This window comes from Streptomyces sp. NPDC007872, assembly GCF_042868165.1.
Taxonomy (GTDB): domain Bacteria; phylum Actinomycetota; class Actinomycetes; order Streptomycetales; family Streptomycetaceae; genus Streptomyces.
The window spans coordinates 519782-541458 of the sequence record NZ_JBIAEA010000001.1 but is presented as its reverse complement, the minus strand read 5'-3'; the positions used below and the strand labels follow the sequence as shown (position 1 = coordinate 541458).

General features: G+C 76.1%; 2 protein-coding genes. Both read right to left on the bottom strand.

Features of this window, described 5'->3' with window-relative positions:
* Positions 1 to 60 precede the first annotated feature (60 nt).
* A complete protein-coding gene (locus ACFYNX_RS02180; protein ID WP_388657806.1) occupies positions 61 to 7365 on the bottom strand; it encodes an amino acid adenylation domain-containing protein in 7305 nt (2434 codons plus the stop codon).
* On the bottom strand, positions 7365 to 21620 hold the full coding sequence (locus tag ACFYNX_RS02175; RefSeq protein WP_388656705.1) for an amino acid adenylation domain-containing protein: 14256 nt from the start codon (positions 21618 to 21620) through the stop codon (positions 7365 to 7367). The genes ACFYNX_RS02180 and ACFYNX_RS02175 overlap by 1 nt, the downstream gene beginning before the upstream one ends.
* Positions 21621 to 21677 lie beyond the last annotated feature (57 nt).

Here is a 21677-nt window from a genome sequence, read left to right as displayed (position 1 = left end):
TCGTACTTAGGTAAGCCTAGCCTAAGTCTCGCTGGTTGCCCATCGGTTCCCGGGGGTCGTTCAAAGGCGCTCGGACTCCGGGGCCTTCCGAACCTCCCCGGCCCGCGCGGAGACCGGCCGCCTCTCCGCGGCGGCCCGCAGCGCCCCGTCCAGGAGCGGACCGATCTCTGCCAGCGCCTCGGGAGCCATCAGCTCGTCGTGGCCCCGGTCGAGGACGTGCTCGGTGAACTCCCCCGACACGTACGCCGGCCACACCGTGCCCGGCGCGTCCTCCGGCGCGGTCGTGCGGGAGGCCGTGAAGAACAGCACGTCGCCGTCGAAGTGACGGGTCGTGCTGCGCGAGAGCAGCCGCACGCAGTGCACGTTGGTGTCCACGATCGCCCGCAGCAGCTCCTCGTCGAACCCGGCGAGCAGGCCCTGGCTGTCCCGGATCGCCGCGACGGCCTCCTCCCGGGACACTCCGCCCCGGCCGGACTCCTCCGCGCCCAGGCCCGCCACCGAGAGCAGGAAGCCGTTCTCCTCCCGTTCCAGGCGCTCGCGCCAGTCCGGCCCGTCCAGGTACGACCAGTCGTCCCGCTCCGGCGGATAGGCGTCGAGCAGCGCCAGGAAGGCGACCTCCTCGCCCCGCTCCCGAAGCATCGAGGCGAGGGTGTGCGCCACCGTCCCGCCGAAGGAGTAGCCCGCGAAGTGGTACGGACCCTCCGGCTGCACCTCCCGGATCGCCGCCAGGTACAGCTCGGCGAGCTCCGCCACGTCGGCCGCGTCCGGCAGCTCCCCGGCCAGGCCCGGCGACTGCACGCCGTACAGCGGCCGGTCCGCGTCCAGGTGGCGCAGCAGACCCGTGTACTGCCAACCGAACCCGGACGCCGGGTGGAAGCAGAACAGCGGCGCCTTCGTGCCCCGTTCGCGCAGCGGCAGCAGCACCCGCAGCGCGTCCCGGCGCGAGTCCGACCCGATCCGGGCCGCCACGTCCGCGACCGTCGGCGCCGACATCACCGTGCCCACCTGCACCGGCACGCCCAGCTCGTCGCGGATGCGCCCCACGAGCCGCATCGCGAGCAGCGAGTGCCCGCCCAGCTCGAAGAAGTTGTCCTCCACGCCGACCCGCTCCAGACCGAGCACGTCCGCGAAGATCCCGCAGAGCAGCTCCTCGCGGGCGTCCTTCGGCGGCCGGCCGCCGCCCGCGTCCGCGAACACCGGGGCGGGCAGCGCCGCCCGGTCCACCTTGCCGTTCACCGTCAGCGGCAGCGCCGGGAGTTCGACGAACGCCGACGGCACCATGAACTCCGGCAGGGTCGCCGAGAGCAGGGCGCGCAGCGCCGCCGTCTCCGCCTCCGGGTCGGTGCGCACCGCGTCCGAGGCGGGCACGGTGTACGCGACGAGCCGCTTCACGCCGTTGGTCCCGGTGTGCACGACCACCGCGGCGGCGGCCACCCCGGGAGCGGCGGCGAGCGCCGACTCGATCTCGCCCAGCTCGATCCGGAAGCCGCGGATCTTCACCTGGTGGTCGGCCCGGCCCAGGTAGTCGATCTGCCCGTCCTCGCGCCAGCGCACCAGGTCGCCCGTGCGGTACATCAGCGTGCCCGGCTCGCCGAACGGGTCGGCCACGAACCGCTCCGCCGTCAGCGCCGGACGCGCGAAGTAGCCCCGGGCCAGACCCGCGCCCGCCAGGTACAGCTCGCCCGGCACCCCGCGCGGCACCGGCCGCAGCGCGCTGTCGAGCACGTAGGCGCGGGTGTTGTGGATGGGCCGGCCGACGCAGGACGAGACGCTCGTCTCCACGTCGGCGCCCAGCGCGTTGATCGTGTACTCGGTGGGCCCGTACAGGTTGTAGCCCATCGTGCCCCCGGTCTCCTCCAGGAGCGTCCAGAGGGAGTCCGGCACGGCCTCGCCGCCGAGCAGGACCAGCGCCGGACGGTGCCGGTCCGCGTCGAGCAGGCCCGCGTCGACCAACTGCTGCCCGTACGACGGGGTGACGTTGACGACGTCGATGCCGACCCGGTCGTAGTGGGCCGTCAGGGCCGCCGGGTCGAGCCGCAGCTCCTCGCCGATGACGTGCACCTCGTGCCCGTCGACCAGCCAGAAGAACTCCTCCCACGACATGTCGAACGCGAACGACACCGTGTGCGCCACCCGCATCCGGCGCCCGCCCGCCAGCTTCACCGCCGGGTCGAAGATCCGCTCCCGGTGGTTGAGCAGCATGTTGACCAGACCCGAGCCCGGCACCACCACGCCCTTGGGGCGGCCGGTCGAACCCGAGGTGTAGATCAGGTACGCCGGGTGGCGGCCGTCGCGCGGCCCGGTCAGCTCCTCCTCCGCGACCGGACCGCCGGACAGCGCCGCAAGCTCGGCGGCGACCGCCGGGTCGTCCAGGGCGAGCGGCGGCACGCCGTCCACGACCGGGACCCGGCCCTTCACGGCGTCCACGGTGACCAGGCAGACCGGCACCGCGTCCTCGACCATCGCGGCAAGGCGGTCCACCGGGTGGTCCAGGTCCAGCGGCAGGTACGCCGCCCCCGCCTTGAGCACCGCGAACAGCGCGACCACGAAGTCCGCCGAGCGCGGCAGGCCCAGGGCCACCGTCCGCTCGGGACCCGCCCCGCGCGCGATCAGCGCCCGCGCCAGGCGGTTGGCCCGCTCGTCCAGCTCCGCGTAGGTCAGCCGCTCGTCCTCGAAGACCAGCGCCGTGGCCTCCGGGGTCCGCGCCGCCTGCCGGGCGAACAGGTCCACGAGCGGCACGTCCGGGACGTCGTGCCCGGTGTCGTCGCCCAGGGCGAGCAGCTCGGCCCGCTCGGCGGTCTCCAGGGTCCGCAGCCGGCCCACCGGCGTCGCCCCGCCCGCCGCGAACTGCTCCACGAGCAGCCGCAGCCGGCCCGCGAGCCGCTCGGCGGTCTCCCGGTCGTACAGGTCCGGCCGGTACGCCAGGCTCAGTTCGAGCGAACGCTCCGGGGTGACCGCCAGGGTCAGCGGGTAGTGCGTGCCGTCGACGCTGTGCGTCCAGCCGATCTGGTGCCGCTCCACGGCCTCCTCGCGCGCCGCGTCGTCGAGCGGCGTGTTCCGGAACACGTACAGCGTGTCGAAGAGCTGGCCGATCCCGGTGCCCTGCTGGATCGGGCCGAGCCCCAGGTAGTGGTGGGGCAGCAGGTCGGCGTGCTCGCCCTGCATCCGGACGAGCAGGTCCCGCAGCGTCTCCGCGGGACGGAGCGTCACCCGGAACGGCAGCGTGTTCATGAACATGCCGATCATCTGGTCGACGCCCGGCACGTCCGCCGGACGGCCCGAGACCGTCGCGCCGAACACCACGTCGTCCCGGCCGGTCATCCCGGACAGAGACAGCGCCCAGGCCGCCGAGAGGACCGTGTTCAGGGTCACGCCGGAGCCCCGCGCGAACGACCGCAGCCGGTCGCTGGTCTCCTCGCCGAGCGCGATGTCCACCACCTCGGCGGTCACCGGCTGCCGCGTCGGATCGGCCGGCGCCACCAGGGTCGCCTGGTCGAGGCCCGACAGGTGGGCGCGCCAGGCGGCCCGCGCCGCCTCGCCGTCGGTGCCCGCGAGCCAGCGCAGGTACTCCCGGTACGGCGTGACCGGCGGCAGGATCTCCTCGCGGCCGCCCGCCCCGTACAGCGCGAACAGCTCCTCGAAGAACAGCGACTCCGACCAGCCGTCGGTGAGGATGTGGTGCTGCGTCACGCACAGCATCCAGCGGTCCTCGGCGAACTTGAGCAGCGTCACGCGCATCAGCGGCGGCGCCGACAGGTCGAAGCGGGTCGCCGCGTCCGCCAGCGAGAACTCCCGCTGCGCCTCGTCCTGCGCGGTCCGGTCGAGCCCCGTCAGGTCGCGGACCTCCCAGGGCAGCTCCCACGCGGCGGGAACCACCTGCACCGGGCCCGGCAGGCCCTCGTGCCAGAACGCCGAGCGCAGGTTCGGGTGGCGGCGCAGCATCGCGTCGAACGCCGAGCGCAGCGCGGCCGTGTCCACGGCGTGCCGCAGCTCCACGAAGTTCTGCATCAGGTAGACGTCCAGCGCCCGGTCGTCGTACTGCGCGTGGAAGTACAGGCCCTCCTGGAGCGGAGCCAGCGGCAGCACCTCCTCGGCGCCCGGGAAGACCTGCTCCAGGACCTTCCGGCCGGCCTCGTCCAGCTCCACGAGCGGGGCGTCCGCGTCCAACGCCGCGGCGGACGCCGCCTTCTCCTCCGGCGTCCGGGCCGCGAGCGCGAGCGCCGCGACCGTCCGCCGCTCGAACACGTCGCGCGGGGTCAGGACCAGGCCCTCCTTGCGGGCCCGGGTCACGAGCTGGATGGAGACGATGCTGTCGCCGCCCAGGGCGAAGAAGTCGTCGTCCACGCCCACCGACGCGAGCCCCAGGACCTCGGTGAAGACCCGGCACAGGGCCTCCTCGCGCTCCCCGTCCGGCGCCCGCGACCCCTCGGAGCCGCCGAACACCGGCGCGGGCAGCGCCGCCCGGTCCAGCTTGCCGTTGACCGTGAACGGCAGCGCGTCCAGGACCACGACCGCCGCCGGGACCATGTAGTCGGGCAGGCTCGCGGCCAGCTCCTCGCGGACCGCCACCGGGTCGGCCGTGCCCGTCACGTAGCCGACGAGCCGCTTCACCCCCGGCGTGTCCTCGCGGACCACCACGGCCGCCGCGCCGACCCCGCCGACCGCCGCGAGCGCGGACTCGACCTCACCGGGCTCGATCCGGAAGCCGCGGATCTTCACCTGGTCGTCGGCCCGGCCCAGGTACTCGATCTCCCCGTCCGCGCGCAGCCGCGCCAGGTCGCCCGTGCGGTACATCCGCGATCCCGGGGCGCCGTACGGGTCGGCCACGAACCGCTCCGCCGTCAGCGCGAACCGGCCCAGGTAGCCGCGCGCGATGCCGTGCCCCGCGAGGTACAGCTCGCCGGTCGCCCCGGCGGGCACCGGACGCAGCGCCGCGTCGAGCAGGTACGCGCGCGTGTTGCCGATCGGCCGGCCCACCACCGGGGTGGCCGAGGCCGCCAGGTCCGCCGCGAGCGCGTCGACCGTGTACTCGGTCGGCCCGTACAGGTTCACCGACATCACGCCGGTCGCCGCCCGCACCGCCGACCACAGCGCCTCCGGCACCGCCTCGCCGCCGAGCAGCAGCAGCGCCGGACGGTGCGCGGCCGGGTCCAGGAGGCCCTGGTCGAGCAGGCCGAGCGCGTACGTCGGGGTGACGTCCATCGTCTCGATCCGGTGCTCCCGCACGTACGAGACGACGAACTCGGCGTCCCGGCGGCCCACCTCGTCCAGGACGTGCAGCTCGTGCCCGGCGACCAGCCAGAACAACTGCTCCCAGGAGGTGTCGAAGCTGAACGACGCCGTGTGCAGGGCGCGCAGGCGCCGGCCGCCGGTCGCCTCGACCACCGGGCCGAAGACGTCCGCGATGTGGTTGGCGTACAGGTTGGACAGACCGCCGTGGGTCAGCACGACGCCCTTGGGACGCCCGGTCGAACCGGACGTGTAGATGACGTACGCCGGGTGCCCGTCCGCGACGGCCGGGGAGGCGAACTCCGCCGGGGCCGCGGCCAGGGCGGCGGCCGTCTCCGGCGCGTCCAGGACGAGCCGCTCCGGCCCGTCACCGGCCTCCGGCAGCAGCTCCAGACCGCGCGCCGTGGTCACCACGCACACCGGACGCGCGTCGTCGATCATCAGGCCGAGCCGGTCCGCCGGGTAGTCCAGGTCGAGCGGCAGGTACGCGCCGCCGGCCCGCAGGACGGCGAGGATCGCCACCACGGTCTCCGCCGAGCGCGGCACGGCGAGCGCCACCACCGACTCGGGGCCCACGCCCCGCGCGGCGAGCAGCGACGCGAGCCGCGCGGACCGCGCGTCGACCTCCGCGAAGGTGAGCGACGCACCGCCGCACACCACCGCGACCTCGTCGGGGGTACGGGCCGCCCGCTCCGCGAACACGTCCGCGACCGTGCCCGCCGGCACGTCCCGCACCGTCCCCGGCCAGCTCCCGCGCACCCGCGCCGACTCCGCCCCGGGCAGCAGGGGCAGCGCCCCGACCGCCGTGCCGGGCTCCTCCGCGATCCGGTCCAGGACGTGGGCGAGGCGGTCCGCGATCAGGCCCGCGCGCCGGTCGTCGAAGACGTCCGGGCGGTACTCCAGGCGCAGCAGGGCCCGCTCGTCCAGGGACACCGCGAGGGTCAGCGGGTAGTGGGTGGCGTCCTCCGCCTCGACCCCGGTCACCCGCACCCCGGCGGCGACGGTCTCGCGCGCCGCCGGGTCCACCGGGTAGTTCTCGATGACGACGAGGGTGTCGAACAGCTCGCCCGCGTCGCTCTGCTTGCGGATGAGCCGCAGCCCCAGGTGGTGGTGGGCCAGGAGGGCGTTCTGCTCGTCGCGGAAGCGGCGGAGCAGCCCCTCGACGGTCTCCTCGTTGCGGACCGACAGCCGCACCGGCACGGTCGTGATGAACAGGCCGAGCATCGACTCGACGCCGGGTATCTCGTCCGGACGGCCCGACACGGTCAGACCGAACAGCACGTCACGACGGCCCGTCAGACCGCCGACGAGCAGGCCCCAGGCGCACTGGATCAGGGTGCTCGGCGTGGTGCCGAGACGGCGGGCCGCCGCCGTCAGACGGGCGGTGGCCTCCTCCGACAGCTCCAGGGACCGCACGCCCGGCCGGACCGGGGTGCGCGCCGGGTCGGGCTCCGCGACCAGCGTCGCCTCCTCGACCCCGGCGAGCGCCCCGCGCCAGGCGGCCTCGGCCGCCGGGGCGTCCTGCTCCTTCAGCCACTTCAGGTAGGCGCGGTACGGGCGCACCGGCGGCAGCCCCGAGGCGTCGCCGTCCGTCGCGTACAAGGCGAGCAGGTCGCCCACGAGGAGCGGCATCGACCAGCCGTCGACCAGGATGTGGTGGACCGTGATCACCAGGCGGTGGTCGTCCCCGCCCACCCGGGCGAGCACCAGGCGCAGCAGCGGCGGCCGGTGGAGCTGGAAGCGGCGGGCCAGCTCGGCCCGGCGCAGCCCGGCGAGCCGGTCCTCCACCGAAGCGCCCGAGACACCCGAAGCGCCGGCAGCACCGGACGAACCGGACGGGCCCGCGGCGCCGCCCTCCGTCAGGTCCACCCGCTCCAGGGCGAAGGGCACCTCCGCCGGCACGAACTGCACCGGCTGCGGCACCCCCTCGTGCCAGAAGCCGGCCCGCAGGTTCGGGTGCCGGCGCAGCAGCGCCGCGGCCGCACGCTCCAGGCGGTCGGCGTCGACGGGGCCCGCGAGCCCCACCGACACCTGCACGGTGTACACGTCGGCCGCCCCGTCGTCGTAGACGGAGTGGAACAGCATGCCCTGCTGAAGGGGGGACAGCGGCAGCATGTCCTCGATACGAGCCTGCATCACTGCTGGGCCCTCCACATTTCTTCGAGCATGGTGATCTGGTTCTGGTCGAGGTCGAGCAGGTCGAGGTCGGACGGGGTGTGCCCGGCGGTGACCCCGCCCGCCGCCCAGGCCGCGAGCGCGTCGAGGGCGGCCGTCCAGCCGTCCGCGAGCGCCGCGACCGTGTCCTGGGACAGGGCGTCGCCCGCCCACAGGAAGGAAGCGGCCAGCTCCGGCCCGTCCGGGCCCTGCTCCACCTCCGCGTCCACCTGGAGGGGGTACGCGAGCGGGGCGTCCGGCTCCGGACCGACGGCGAGCGCGTCGGCCTCCTCGGCCGGCCCCCAGGCGGACTGCCGGGCGGCGGTCTGCCGGCCCAGGTAGTTCCACAGGATCTCCGGGCGGTCCTCCGGGTCGAACAGACCGGCGGTGGCGGCGTTGGCGTACCGCAGCAGCCCGGCGCCGATCCCGCCGTCCGGGACCCTGCGGATCCGCTCCTTGATCTCCTTCAGGGCCGCCCCGGCGTCCTGCGTCCCGCCCACGACCGCACGCGCGTCGTAGGAGTCCGCGGTGAGCCGCAGCGGGTACACGCTGGTCAGCCAGCCGACCGTACGGGTCAGGTCGGCGCCCGGGACGAGGTCCTGCTCCCGGCCGTGGCCCTCAAGGTCCACGGTCAGCCCGTTCGCCGGCTTCCCGTGCCGGGCCGCCCAGTCGCCCGCGGCCAGCGCGAGCGCGGTGAGCAGCGTGTCGTTGACCGTGCCGTGGAAGGCCTGCGGCACGGCCGTCAGAAGGGGCTCGGTGCGCTCGGCGGAGAGCCGCACGGTGAGCCGCCGCGCGGTCGCCACCGTGTCCCGCGCCGGGTCGAGCGCACGGTCCGTCAGGAGCCGCCCGCCGGTCGCGGACTCGGCCAGCCACCGGTCCAGCTCGGCGGTCCGGCGCGCGCTCTGCGCCTCGGCGAGCAGCCCCGCCGTCCACGTGCGCAGCGCCGTCGGCACGGCGTCGAGGGCGGGCGTCCGCCCCTCCGCCGCCGCCTCGCACGCGGCCCGCAGGTCCGGCAGCAGGATCTGCCACGACACCTCGTCCACCACCAGGTGGTGGGCGACGAGCAGCAGCCTGCCCGGCTCGCCGGGACCGGCGTCGAAGCGCACGGCCCGCACGGTCCGCCCGGACTCCGGGTCCAGCTCGCCCGCGGCCCGGTCCGACTCACGGGAGACCAGCTCCCGCAGGGCCTCCGCGCCGAGCCCGGCGGCGTTCACCGTCCGCAGCACCGACGCGGCCGTCAGCGCGCCCACCGGGGCGACCTCGGCGCTCCACACGCCGGACCGCGCCACGGTCAGCACCTGCCGCAGCCCGTCGTGCCGGTCCAGGACCGCCTGGAGGGCCGTCTCCAGGTCCGCGGGCCGCACCCCGGCGGGCAGCAGCACCAGACGGGCCTGGCAGAACCGGCGGTACGCGCCGCCGCGCCCCGCGAACCAGTGCGCCACCGGCGGCAGGACCAGCGGGCCCGTCGCCTGCTCGGCCGGACGCTCCGGGGCCTTGCCCGCCGGGGCGGCGGGCGCGGCGACGGCGGCCAGACCGGCCGGCGTCGGGTGCTGGAACACCTGGCGGGCCGTCACCGTGAACCCGGCCTTGCGGGCCTGGCTGACGTACCGGATGGAGACGATGCTGTCGCCGCCCAGCTCGAAGAAGTTGTCGTCGGGACCTACCACGGGCAGCCCGAGGACCTCGGCCATCAGCCGCGCGAGCAGCTCGGCCGGGGTCTCGGTGGCGGCCACCGGCGCGGTCGGCGCGGCCGTCGCCCGGCGGGGCTCCGGCGGTGCCGGCAGGGCGCGCCGGTCGAGCTTGCCGTTGGGGGAGAGCGGCACGGCCGGGATCTCCATGATCACGGCCGGGACCATGTACTCGGGGAGCCGCGTCGCCGCGTGCGCCCGCAGCGCGTCCGGGTCGAGCGGTCCGTCGCCCGCCGGGACGGCGTAGGCGACGAGCCTGCGCGCGCCCGGCCGGTCCTCGCGGACCACCGAGACGGCACGGGCCACCCCGGGCGCCCCGGAGAGCACCGCGTCGATCTCGCCCAGCTCGATGCGCAGGCCGCGCAGCTTGACCTGGTCGTCGGTGCGGCCGAGGTACTGGAGCCGCCCGTCGTCGTGCCGGACGACCAGGTCGCCGGTCCGGTACATGCGGGACCCGGCGGGCCCGTACGGGTCGGCCACGAACCGCTCGGCGGTCAGGTCGGGGCGGGAGAGGTAGCCGCGGGCGAGCTGGACGCCGGCGAGGTACAGCTCGCCGGGCACGCCGACCGGGACGGGCCGCAGCCGGTGGTCCAGGACGTGGACGCGGGTGTTCCACACCGGGGAGCCGATGGAGGCGGAGGCCGTCGTGGCGCCCGGGAGGGCGGTGGCGGCGGTGACGTCCACGGCGGCCTCGGTGGGCCCGTACAGGTTCTCCAGGGCCACCGCGCGGCCTCCGGCGGAGGCGTGGAAGCGGTCCACGAGATCCGTCGGCAGGGCCTCGCCGCTGCACACCACGAGCCGCAGGCCCGGGCAGTCCGCGATCTCCACGCCCGCGACGAACGCGGCCAGCATCGACGGCACGAAGTGCAGCACGCTGACCCGCCGGTCGCGGATCACTTCGGCCAGGTACTCCGGGTCCTTGTGCCCGTCCGGCCGGGCGACGACGAGCGGCACGCCCTGCGCCACCGGCCAGAACAGCTCCCACACGGAGACGTCGAACGTCGTCGGCGTCTTCTGGAGGACCCGGTCGACGGGCGTGAGCCCGTACGCGTCCTGCATCCACTGGAGGCGGTTGACGATGGCCTCGTGCTCGACCACGACGCCCTTGGGGCGTCCGGTGGAGCCGGAGGTGAAGATGACGTACGCCGGGTGGCGCGGCAGCAGGGGAGCCCGCCGGTCCGCGTCCGTCACCGCGTGCGCGTCCGCGCCGGTCCACTCCGCCGCCACGGCGGCCGAGTCGAGCACGATCCGCTCCGCCGCGAGCCCCGCCGGAAGGTCCGGCGCCGAGGCCGTGTCGGTGAGGACGGCGACCGGCCGGGCCGTCTCGCACATGTGGGTGAGGCGGTCGGCGGGCAGGGTGAGGTCGAGCGGCAGGTAGGCGCCGCCGGCCCGGACGACGGCGTGGATGGCGATGAGCAGGTCGAGCGAGCGGGGCAGGGCCACGGCGACGACCGACTCCGGTCCCACGCCCCGGCCGATCAGGAGTCGGGCGAGGCGGTTGACCCGCGCGTCGAACTCCGTACGGGACAGCTCCTCGTCCTCGAAGACGAGCGCCGGACCCTCGGCCTTCGCCGCGCCCGCCGCCACCAGGTCCGCGAGGGTGCGGGGGCCGTCCACGGCACGGTCGGTCGCGTTCCAGCCCTCCAGGGCGTGCCGTTCGTCCCCGTCCATCAGGTCCAGGGAGGAGACCGGCGCGCCCGGCGCGGCCGCCACGGCGTCCAGGAGGCGGACGAGCCGTTCCACGAGCCGCTCGGCGCCCGGCCGGCCGAAGAGGTCGGTCGCGTACCGCAGGCCGCCCTCGATCCGCCCGTCGTCCTCCGAGCCGCCGAACGCGAACTCCAGGTCGACCTTCGACCCGCCGATCTCCACCGGCAGTTCACGGGCCGCGACCCCGAAGAGCGAGGAGACCTCGGTGGACACCGAGTGGTACGTCACCATCGCCTGGAACAGCGGGTTGCGGGCCTGGGAGCGGGCCGCGCCCACCGCCTCCGCCACCGCTTCGAGCGGCAGGTCGGCATGGGCGAAGCCCGCCAGACCGGCGTCCCGCACCCGGTCGACCAGCTCCGCGAACGTCGGCTCGCCCGACACGTCCGCGCGCAGCACGAGCGTGTTCAGGAAGAAGCCCACGAGCCCGTCGAGCCGCTCGTCGCCGCGCCCGGAGACCGGGGCGCCGAGGGGGACGTCGTCCCCGGCGCCGAGCCGGTGGAGCAGGGCCGCGACGGCCGCGTGCACCACCATGAACATCGTCGCGCCGGAGTCGCGGGCGATCCGGGCGAGCCCGGCGCCCGTCGCGGCCGACACGTCGAACGGGACCACGTCGCCGCCGTGCGTCGGCGTCGCCGGGCGCGGGGTGTCGGTGAACAGACCCAGCTCCTCCGGGACGCCGGCGAGCGCCTCCCGCCAGTACGCGGTCTGGCGCGCCGCCGTCGAGTCCGACTCCTCGGCGTCACCGAGGAGTTCGCGCTGCCAGAGGGCGTAGTCGGCGTACTGGACGGGCAGTTCGGTGAACTCGGGCGCCCGGCCGGCGGCGCGGGCCGCGTAGGCGGTGTCCAGGTCGGCCAGGAGCGGCCCGGTGGACCACTCGTCGGTCGCGATGTGGTGCAGCAGTACGACGAGCACGTGCTCGTGCTCCTCGTCGGAGGCGCTGAGCAGCGTGACCCGCACCGGGATCTCCCGGGCCAGGTCGAAGACGTACCGGGAGGCGGCCTCCGCCTCGGCGGCCAGGTCCTCGGCGCGGACGCGGCGCGCCGCGAACGGCACCCGCGCCTCGCCGGGCGTCAGGATCCGCTGGTACGGCTCGCCGTCGGCCTCCGCGAACACGGTCCGCAGCACCTCGTGCCGCGCCACCAGATCCTCCACGGCGGCCCGTACGGCCCGCGCGTCCACGGGACCGTCGAGACGGACCGCGAAGGGCACGTTGTACGCGGTCCCCGGGCCCCGCACGCTGTCGAAGAGCCACAGGCGCCGCTGGGCGTACGAGAGCGGCAGCCGCTCCGGCCGCGCGACCGGGGCGAGGGCGGGCCGCTCGGAGGCGGTCCGCTCCGCGAGCCGGGCCGCGAGCGCCGCGACCGTCCGCGCCTCGAACACGTCCCGCACCGAGCACTCCACGCCCAGGGCGGACCGCATCCGGCTCGCCGCGCGGGCCGCGAGCAGGGAGTGGCCGCCGAGGGCGAAGAAGTCGTCCTCGACACCGGCCGTCTCCAGGCCGAGCACGGCCGCGACGATCCCGAGCAGGATCTCCTCGCGCGCGTCCCTCGGCGCCCGCGAGGGCCCGGCGACGGCGTCCGGCGGCACGGGCAGGGCCCGGCGGTCGAGCTTGCCGTTGGGGGAGAGGGGAACGGCCGGGATCTCCAGGAACACGTTCGGGACCATGTACTCCGGCAGGCGGGAGGCCGCGTGGGCGCGCACCGCGTCCACGGCGACCGGCCCGTCGCCGGCGCCGACGACGTACCCCACGAGCCGCTGCACGCCGGGCCGGTCCTCGCGGACCAGGGTCACCGCGTGCGCCACGCCGGGGGCGGACGCCACGACCGCGTCGATCTCGCCCGGCTCGATGCGCAGGCCGCGCAGCTTGACCTGGTCGTCGGTGCGGCCGAGGTACTGGATCCGGCCGTCCGCGTGCCGGACGACGAGGTCGCCCGTGCGGTACATGCGGGAGCCGGCCGGGCCGTGCGGGTCGGCGACGAATCGTTCCGCCGTCAGGTCGGGGCGGGAGAGGTAGCCGCGGGCGAGTTGGACGCCGGCGAGGTACAGCTCGCCGGGCACGCCGACCGGGACCGGCTGGAGGCGTCCGTCGAGGACGTGGACGCGGGTGTTCCAGACGGGGGAGCCGATGGAGGCCGACGCCGTGGTGGCGCCCGGGAGGGCGGTGGCGGCGGTGACGTCCACGGCGGCCTCGGTGGGCCCGTAGAGGTTCTCCAGGGTCACCGCGCGGCCCCCGGCGGAGGCGTGGAAACGGTTCACCAGGTCGGTGGGCAGCGCCTCGCCGCTGCACACCACGAGCCGCAGCCCCGGGCAGTCCGCCACGTCCACCGAGTCCAGGAACGCCTGGAGCATCGACGGCACGAAGTGCAGCACGCTGACCCGCCGGTCGCGGATCAGCTCCGCGAGGTACTGCGGGTCCCGGTGGCCCTCGGGCCGGGCGACGACCAGCGGCACGCCCTGGGCGAGCGGCCAGAACAGCTCCCAGACGGAGACGTCGAACGTGGTCGGGGTCTTCTGGAGGACCCGGTCGGCCGGGGTCAGCCGGTACGTGCCCTCCATCCAGGCGAGCCGGTTGACGATGGCCTCGTGCTCGACCATGACGCCCTTGGGGCGTCCGGTGGAGCCGGAGGTGAAGATGACGTACGCCGGGTGGCGCGGAAGCAGCGGGGCCGACCGGTCCGCGTCCGTGACCACGGTGTCGGCCAGGCCGTCCAGCTCCGCACGCACCTCGGGCGCGTCCAGGACCACCGGCTCGGCCTCCACGCCGGCCGGCAGCGCGCCGAGCGACGGCAGGTCCGTCAGGACGCACACCGGACGCGCGGTGTCCGTCATGTGGGTGAGGCGGTCGGCGGGCAGGGTGAGGTCGAGCGGCAGGTAGGCGCCGCCGGCCCGGACGACGGCGTGGATGGCGATCAGCAGGTCGAGCGAGCGGGGCAGGGCCACGGCGACGACCGACTCCGGTCCCACGCCCCGGCCGATCAGCAGCCGGGCGAGGCGGTTGACCCGCGCGTCGAACTCCGTACGGGACAGCTCCTCGTCCTCGAAGACGAGCGCCGGACCCTCGGCCTTCGCCGCACCCGCCGCCACCAGGTCCGCGAGGGTGCGGGGGCCGTCCACGGCACGGTCGGTCGCGTTCCACTCCTCCAGGACCCGCCGCCGCTCGTCCCCGTCCATCAGCGCGGCGGAGGACACGGGCGCGTCGGGCGCGGCCGCCACGGCGTCCAGGAGGCGGACGAGCCGCTCCGTCAGACGCTCGGCGCCCGCGCGCTCGAACAGGTCGGTCGCGTAGCGCACGCCGCAGGTCATGCCGGCACCGTCGGCCTCCTGCGTGCGCCGGAACAGGATCTCCAGGTCGAACTTGGCCGCGCCGCCCCGCACCGGGAACTCCCCGGCGTCCGTGCCGAGCAGCCGGGACAGGTCCGGGCCGCCGCCCTCGTACGCCACCATCGTCTGGAACAGCGGGTGGCGGGCGAGCGAGCGGACCGGCGCGACGGCCTCCACGACGGCGTCGAAGGGCAGGTCGGCGTGGTCGAGGACCGCGAGGCCCGCCGTGCGGGCGCGGTCGAGGAGCTCCGTGAAGGAGGGGTCGCCGGACAGGTCGGTGCGCAGGACGGCCGTGTTGACGAAGAAGCCCACGAGCCCGTCGAGGACGCTGTCGCCGCGTCCCGCGACCGGGGTACCGAGGGGGACGTCGTCCCCGGCGCCGAGCCGGTGGAGCAGGGCCGCGACGGCCGCGTGCACCACCATGAACATCGTCGCGCCGGAGTCCGCCGCCAGCCGGTCGAGGCGGGCCACGAGCGCGGCCGGGAGCTCGGCCGTGACCGTGTCGCCCCGGTGGGTCGGGACGGCCGGCCGGGGCCGGTCGGTGGGCAGCGCCAGCTCCTCCGGCAGCCCGGCCAGGGCGTCGCGCCAGAAGGCGGACTGGCGGGCGGCCAGGGAAGAGGCGTCCGCCGCGTCGCCGAGGAGCGCGCGCTGCCAGAGGGCGTAGTCCGCGTACTGGACGGGGAGTGCGGGGAACGCGGGGGCCCGGCCCGCGAGGCGCGCGGTGTAGGCGGTGTCCAGGTCGGTCAGGAGCGGTCCGGTGGACCACTCGTCGGTCGCGATGTGGTGCAGGAGCACGACGAGCACGTGCTCGTCGTCGGACGTGCCGAACAGCGTGACCCGCAGCGGGAGTTCGTCCTCCAGGCCCAGGGGCTCCGCGATCGTCGCCTCCACCGCGTCCGCGAGCGCCTCCGGGGCCGCCTCGCGGACCGTGAACGGCACCTCGGCCTCGCCGGGCGCCAGGATCCGCTGGTACGGCTCGCCGTCGGCCTCCGCGAACACGGTCCGCAGCACCTCGTGGCGGGCCACCAGGTCGCCGAACGCGGCGCGCAGGGCGTCGGCGTCGGGCCGCTCCCGCAGCCGCAGGGCCAGCGGGACGGTGTACGTGGAGCTCGCGCCGTCCATGTCGTACTGGAACCACAGGCGCCGCTGGGCGTACGAGAGCGGCAGCCGCTCCGGCCGTACGGCGGGGGCGAGGGCGGGCCGCTCGGAGGCGGTCCGCTCCGCGAGCCGGGCGGCGAGCGCCGCGACCGTCCGCGCCTCGAACACGTCGCGCACCGAGCAGGCGCGGCCCGCCGCGCGCACCCGGGCCACCAGGCGCGTCGCGAGCAGGGAGTGGCCGCCGAGCGCGAAGAAGTCGTCCTCGGCGCCGACCGACGCCAGGCCCAGGACCTCGGCGAACGCCTCCGCGAGCCGCTCCTCCGTCTCGCCGCGCGGGGCGCGGGACGGCGCGGCGGCCGTCACGGCGGGCGCGGGCAGGGCGGCCCGGTCCAGCTTGCCGTTGACGTTCACCGGCAGGACGTCCAGGGCGACGACCGCTGCCGGGACCATGTACGCGGGCAGGCGCCCGGCCACCGCGCGGCGCACCGCGTCCGGGTCGGCGCCGCCGGTCGTGTACGCCACCAGGCGCGGCACGCCGGGGACGTCCTCGCGGACAAGGACGGCCGCCGAGGCGACGCCCTCGCAGGCCGTCAGTTCGGCCTCGATCTCGCCGAGTTCGACGCGGAAGCCGCGCATCTTGACCTGGTCGTCGGCGCGGCCGAGGAACTCGATCAGGCCGTCGGCGCGGCGGCGCGCCAGGTCGCCCGTGCGGTACATGCGGGAGCCGGCGGGACCGTACGGGTCGGCCGTGAACCGCTCGGAGGTGAGCACCGAACGGCCCAGGTAGCCGCGGGCGTTCTGGACGCCCGCGAGGTACAGCTCGCCGGGCACGCCGGGCGGCACCGGCCGCAGCCGGGCGTCCAGGACGTGCGCCCGGGTGTTGTCGAGCGGGCGGCCCACCACGGGGGTCGCGCAGTCGGTGACCCGGGCGACCAGGGCGTCCACCGTGAACTCGGTGGGACCGTAGTAGTTCACCGTCTCCACGCCGGTGACCGCGCGCAGCTCCGTCCACAGGGCGGGCGGCACGGCCTCGCCGCCGAGCAGGAACAGCGGGGGGCGGTGCTCGCCCGCGAGCAGGCCCGCGTCGAGCAGGTGGCGGCCGTACGACGGGGTGACGTCGAGCGCGTCGATCCGCGCCTCCCGCACGTGGGCGACGACGGCGTCCGCGTCGCGGCGCCCGTACTCGTCGAGGACGTGCAGCTCGTGGCCCGCGATCAGCCACAGGAGCTGCTCCCACGAGGAGTCGAAGGAGAACGAGGCGGTGTGCAGGGCCCGCACGCGCCGCCCGAGCCGCTCCGCGACCGGGCGGTAGAGCTGCCGCTCGTGGTCCCGGTACAGGTTCGTCAGACCGGCGTGGTGCAGGCCGACGCCCTTGGGGCGGCCGGTGGAGCCGGAGGTGTAGATGACGTACGCCAGGTCGTCCGGGCGGGGCGCGCGGGGCGCCGGGCCCTCGGCGGCGGCCAGTCGGTCCCGCACCTCCGGGTCGTCCAGGACGAGCCGGGACGCGCCGGCCGCGTCCGGGACCCGCCCGTCCACGGCCCGGGTGGTGACGACGCAGACGGGCGCGGCGTCGCCCAGCATGTACGCCAGGCGCTCCTCCGGGTGGTCCAGGTCGAGCGGCAGGTAGGCGCCGCCGGCCTTCAGGACGGCGAAGGCGGCGACGACCGACTCGGCCGAGCGGGGCACGGCGAGCGCCACGACGGCGTCCGGGCCGACGCCCTCCCCGGCGAGCAGCAGCGCGAGCCGGGTGACCCGGTCGTCGAGCTCGGCGAAGGTGAGGCGCAGGTCGCCGCAGACCAGGGCGACGGCGTCCGGGGTCTGCCGGACGCGCTCGGCCAGGATCTCCACGACGGTCGCGCCCGGATGGTCGACGCCGGTGTCGTTCCACCGCTCCAGGAGCGCCCGCTCCTCCGCGGAGCGCAGCTCGTACGCGGAGACCGGGGTCTCCGGGGCCGCGACGGCCTGCTCCAGGAGGCGCAGGAGGCGGGCGGCGAGCGCGTCGGCCGTGGCCCGGTCGTACAGGGCGGACGAGTAGAAGACCTCCAGGTCCAGTTCGTCGCCGTGGGCGCTGTCGGAGAAGGTGACGTCGAGGTCGAACTTGGTGACGCCCGGGTCGGTCCGGTCCACGGCCGCGTCCAGACCGAACAGGGCGCGCACGTCCTGGGTGACGGTGCTGTGCGACACCATGGTCTGGAAGAGCGGGTGCCGGGTGAGGGAGCGCTCCGGGTTGACGGCCTCCACGACCGCGTCGAACGGCAGGTCGGCGTGGTCGAGCGCGGCCAGGTCGGCGCCGCGCACCCGCTCCAGGAGCGCGGCGAACGTCGGGTCGCCGGACAGATCGGCGCGCAGCACCACCGTGTTCACGAAGAAGCCGACGAGACCGTCCAGGGCCGGGTCGGACCGGCCGGCGACCGGACTGCCGAGGGGGATGTCGTCGCCCGCGCCGAGCCGGTGGAGCAGGGTGGCGACGGCCGCGTGCACGACCATGAAGACGCTGGTGCCGGACTCGCGGGCCAGGCGGCGGATGCCGGAGGCGAGCGCGGCGGGCACCTCGTGGTGCACCATGCCGCCCGCGTTGTCGGGCTCGGCGGGCCGGGGCCGGTCGGCGGGCGGGGTCGCCTCGGCCGGGAGCCCGGCGAGCGCCTCGCGCCAGTACGCGGCCTGCCGGGCGGCCGGGGACCCCGGGTCCGCCGGGTCGCCGAGGGCCTCGCGCTGCCAGAGCGCGAAGTCGGCGTACTGCACGGGCAGCGGGGCGAACGCGGGTGCCTCGCCCCGGAGCCGGGCCGCGTAGGCGTGTTCGAGGCCGTTCAGGAAGGGGCCCATCGACCACTCGTCGCTGGCGATGTGGTGGAGGAGGACCACCAGGGCGTCGGTGCCGCGCGCGGTGTCGCGGACCAGGGTGACCCGCACCGGGGCCTCGGCCGACAGGTCGAAGAGGTGGCCGAGGGCCGTCTCCACGGCCGCGTCGACGCGGTCCGCGGCGGTCTCCTCCACGCGCAGCCGCACCCCGGCGTCGGCCGGGGACAGGATCCGCTGGTACGGCTCGCCGTCCTGCTCGGCGAAGACCGTGCGCAGCGCCTCGTGCCGGGCCACCACGTCCCCGAGGGCCGCGTCCAGGGCCGCCGGGTCCAGAAGCGTGCCGAACCGGGCCACGAACGGGATGTTGTACGTGGCGCCGGGGCCTTCGAGCTGGTGCAGGAACCAGAGCCGGTGCTGCGCGTCGGACAGCGGAAGCGTCCCGGGCCGCTGCCCGGCGGTGAGCGCCGGGCGGGCGCCCGTCGCGGTGCGGGCGGCGAGCCGCTCGGCCAGGGCCGCGGGCGTACGGGCCTCGAACACGTCCCGCACGCCGCAGTCGGCGCCGAGCGCGGTGCGCAGCCGGGCGGCGACGCGGGCGGCGAGCAGGGAGTGCCCGCCGAGGTCGAAGAAGTCGTCCTCGGGGCCGGCCGAGGCCAGCTCCAGGACGTCCGCGTACGCCCCGGCGACGATCTCCTCGCGGGCGTCGCGGGGGGTCCGGCCGGCGGTCGCGGCGGACCCGGCCAGGTCGGGCGCGGGCAGCGCGCGCCGGTCGACCTTGCCGTTGGCGGTGAGCGGGAAGGCGTCCAGGACCACCACGGCCGACGGCACCATGTGCGCGGGAAGCCGCTCGCCGACGGCCGCGCGCAGCCCGGCCGCGTCCGGGGCGGCCCCGCCCGCGCCGGTCACGTAGCCGACCAGGAGCGGGGAGCCGGGTATGTCCTCGCGGACCACGACCACGGCCCGGTCCACCTCGGGGCGGTCCGTCAGGGCGGTCTCGATCTCGCCGAGTTCGATGCGGAAGCCGCGCACCTTCACCTGGTCGTCGGCGCGGCCCAGGAAGTCGATGACGCCGTCGGGGCGGCGGCGCACCAGGTCGCCGGTGCGGTACATGCGGGAGCCGGGCGGGCCGTACGGGTCGGCCGTGAACCGCTCGGAGGTGAGCGCCGGGCGGCCGAGGTAGCCGCGCGCGAGCTGGTCGCCCGACAGGTACAGCTCGCCGGGGCGGCCGTGCGGGACGGGGCGGAGCGCCGAGTCCAGGACGTGGGCGCGGGTGTTCCAGAACGGCAGGCCGATGTCCGGGGTGCCGGTGTGCCCGGGGGAGAGGACGGAGGAGGTGGCCCAGACGGTCACCTCGGTCGGCCCGTACACGTTGGTGACCGAGGCGGCCGTGCGGGCGAGGCGCTCGGCGAGGGCGGCGGGCAGGGCCTCGCCGCCGACGAGGACCTTGGTGCGGGCGAGCGCGCGCGGGGCGCCCTCCTCCAGGAGGGCGTGCCACAGCGACGGCGTCGCCTGCATCACGGTCGGCCGGTGGGCCTCGACCAGGGCGGCGAGCGCCGCCGGGTCGCGGACGGTGTCGCGGCCCGCGAGGACGACCGCCGCGCCGCTGATCAGCGGGACGTGGATCTCCAGGGCGGCGATGTCGAAGGAGACCGTGGTGACGGCGACGAGTCCGTCGCCGGGCTCCATGGCCAGCTCGTGTGCCTGCATGCGCAGGAAGTTGGCGAGCGCGGAGTGCGGGATCACCACGCCCTTGGGGCGGCCGGTGGAGCCCGAGGTGTGGATGACGTACGCCGGGTGGTCGCCGTCCGGGGCCGGAAGCGGCTCTGCGGGCTCGCCGGCCAGGTCCGCGAGGGCGGACAGGGCGTCGGGGGAGTCCAGGACGAGGGTCTCGGTGCCGGGCACGTCGGGGGCGTCGGCCGCGGCGGCCAGGGTGGTGAGGACGCACACCGGGCGCGCGTCCTCGACCATGAACTCCAGGCGCTCGGCGGGGTATTCGAGGTCGAGCGGCAGATAGGCGCCGCCGGCTCTGAGCACGGCGAGCAGGGCGACGACGAGGTCGGCGCCGCGCGGCAGGGCGATGCCGACGAACCGCTCGGGGCCGACGCCGCGCGCGGCGAGCAGTCGGGCCAGCCGGTCGACCCGGGCGTCGAGTTCCCCGTACGTGAGCTCCTCGGCGCCCGCGACGAGAGCGACGGCCCCGGGGTGCTTCCGCGCCTGCTCGGCGAAGGCCTCGACGACGGTGCCGGGCGCCACCTCGCGGGCGGTCGCGGCGGCCTGCGCGGCGAGCGTCTCCAGGAGGGCGTCGTCGAGGAGGCCGGGGCGGCCCACGGGGGTGTCGGGGCCGGCGGTGGCGGCCTCGGTGAGGAAGCGGACGAACTCGGCGCAGCGGGCGTCCAGGCCCTCGGCGTCGTAGGCGCGCGGGTTGGCATCGAGCTCGAAGGCGATCCGGCCGGCGGCCGTGTCGTGGCGGACGGCCAGGGTCAGGTCGTCGACCGGTCCGGCGGCCACGTTGTGCACGGTGCCGGGGGCGCCGGCGAAGTCCAGAGCGTTGTCGAAGGCCTTGACGTTGACCATCGGGCCGAGGGGACCCCGGTCGCGGCCGACGAGACCGAGGTCGCGGCGGATGTCCTCGGCGCGGTAGCGCTGGTGGCGGCGCAGGTCGCGCACGCCGGCGGCGACCTCGGCGACCAGCTCGGCCAGCGGGAGGTCGGGGCGGACCGCGACCCGCAGCGGCAGCACGTTGACCACCATCGCGGGCACGGAGAGGGAGGCCGAGCCGAGGCGGGCCATCGCGGGCAGCGAGAGCAGCACGTCCCGGTCGCCGGTCGAGCGGTGCAGGAAGGCGGCGAAGGCGGCCGTCACGGCGTCCGCCCAGGTGGCCTTGGCGGCGCGGGCGAGGGCGAGGACCCCGGCGGTGGCCTCGGGGGTGAGCGCGGCCTCGGCGCGCAGGAAGTCGGGGGCGGCCGGGAAGGAGGCGCCGGCCAGCGGCTCGTGGTCGCCCCGGTCCGCGAGCCGGTCCCGCCAGTACGCGCGGTCGGCGGCGTACCGCTCGCCGTCCCGGTAGGCGGCCTCCTCCTCGACGACGGCGGACAGCGGGCCGAAGGGGGAGGGGGCGGGCTCCTCGCCGCGCGCGAGTGCCGTGTAGACCTCGGCGGTGCGGCGGGACAGGAGCGAGAAGCCGTAGGCGTCGAGCGCGATGTGGTGGACGCGCTGGTACCAGAGCGTGCGGTCCGGGGCGACCCGGTGCAGGGCGAAGCCGAACAGCGGGGCGGTGGCCGGGTCGGCGGGCGCGGCCATGTCGGCCCGCATCGCGGCGAGCGCGGCGGCCTCCGGGTCCGGGGCGCCCAGGTGGTCCACGACCTCCACGAGGGGGCCGCTCGGGGGCGCGTCGGCGAGGACCTGGGACGGCTGCCCGTTCTCGTCCTCCTCGAAGCGGACGGTGAGGGCCTCGCACTCCCCGACGACCCGGCGCAGGGCCGTGGCGAAGAGGTCCGGGTCGAGCGCGCCGTCGACGGCGACGTACTGCCCGACGTTGTAGACCGGGGAGTCGGGGTCGAGCCGCTGGCCGTACCAGACTCCGGTCTGGGCCCCGGTCAGGGCGAGGCGTCGCAGAGCACGCTCGGTCATGGGTCTTGCTCCAGGGGTCACCCGCGGCGGCTCGGGGCCGGCCGCGGGACGGGACGG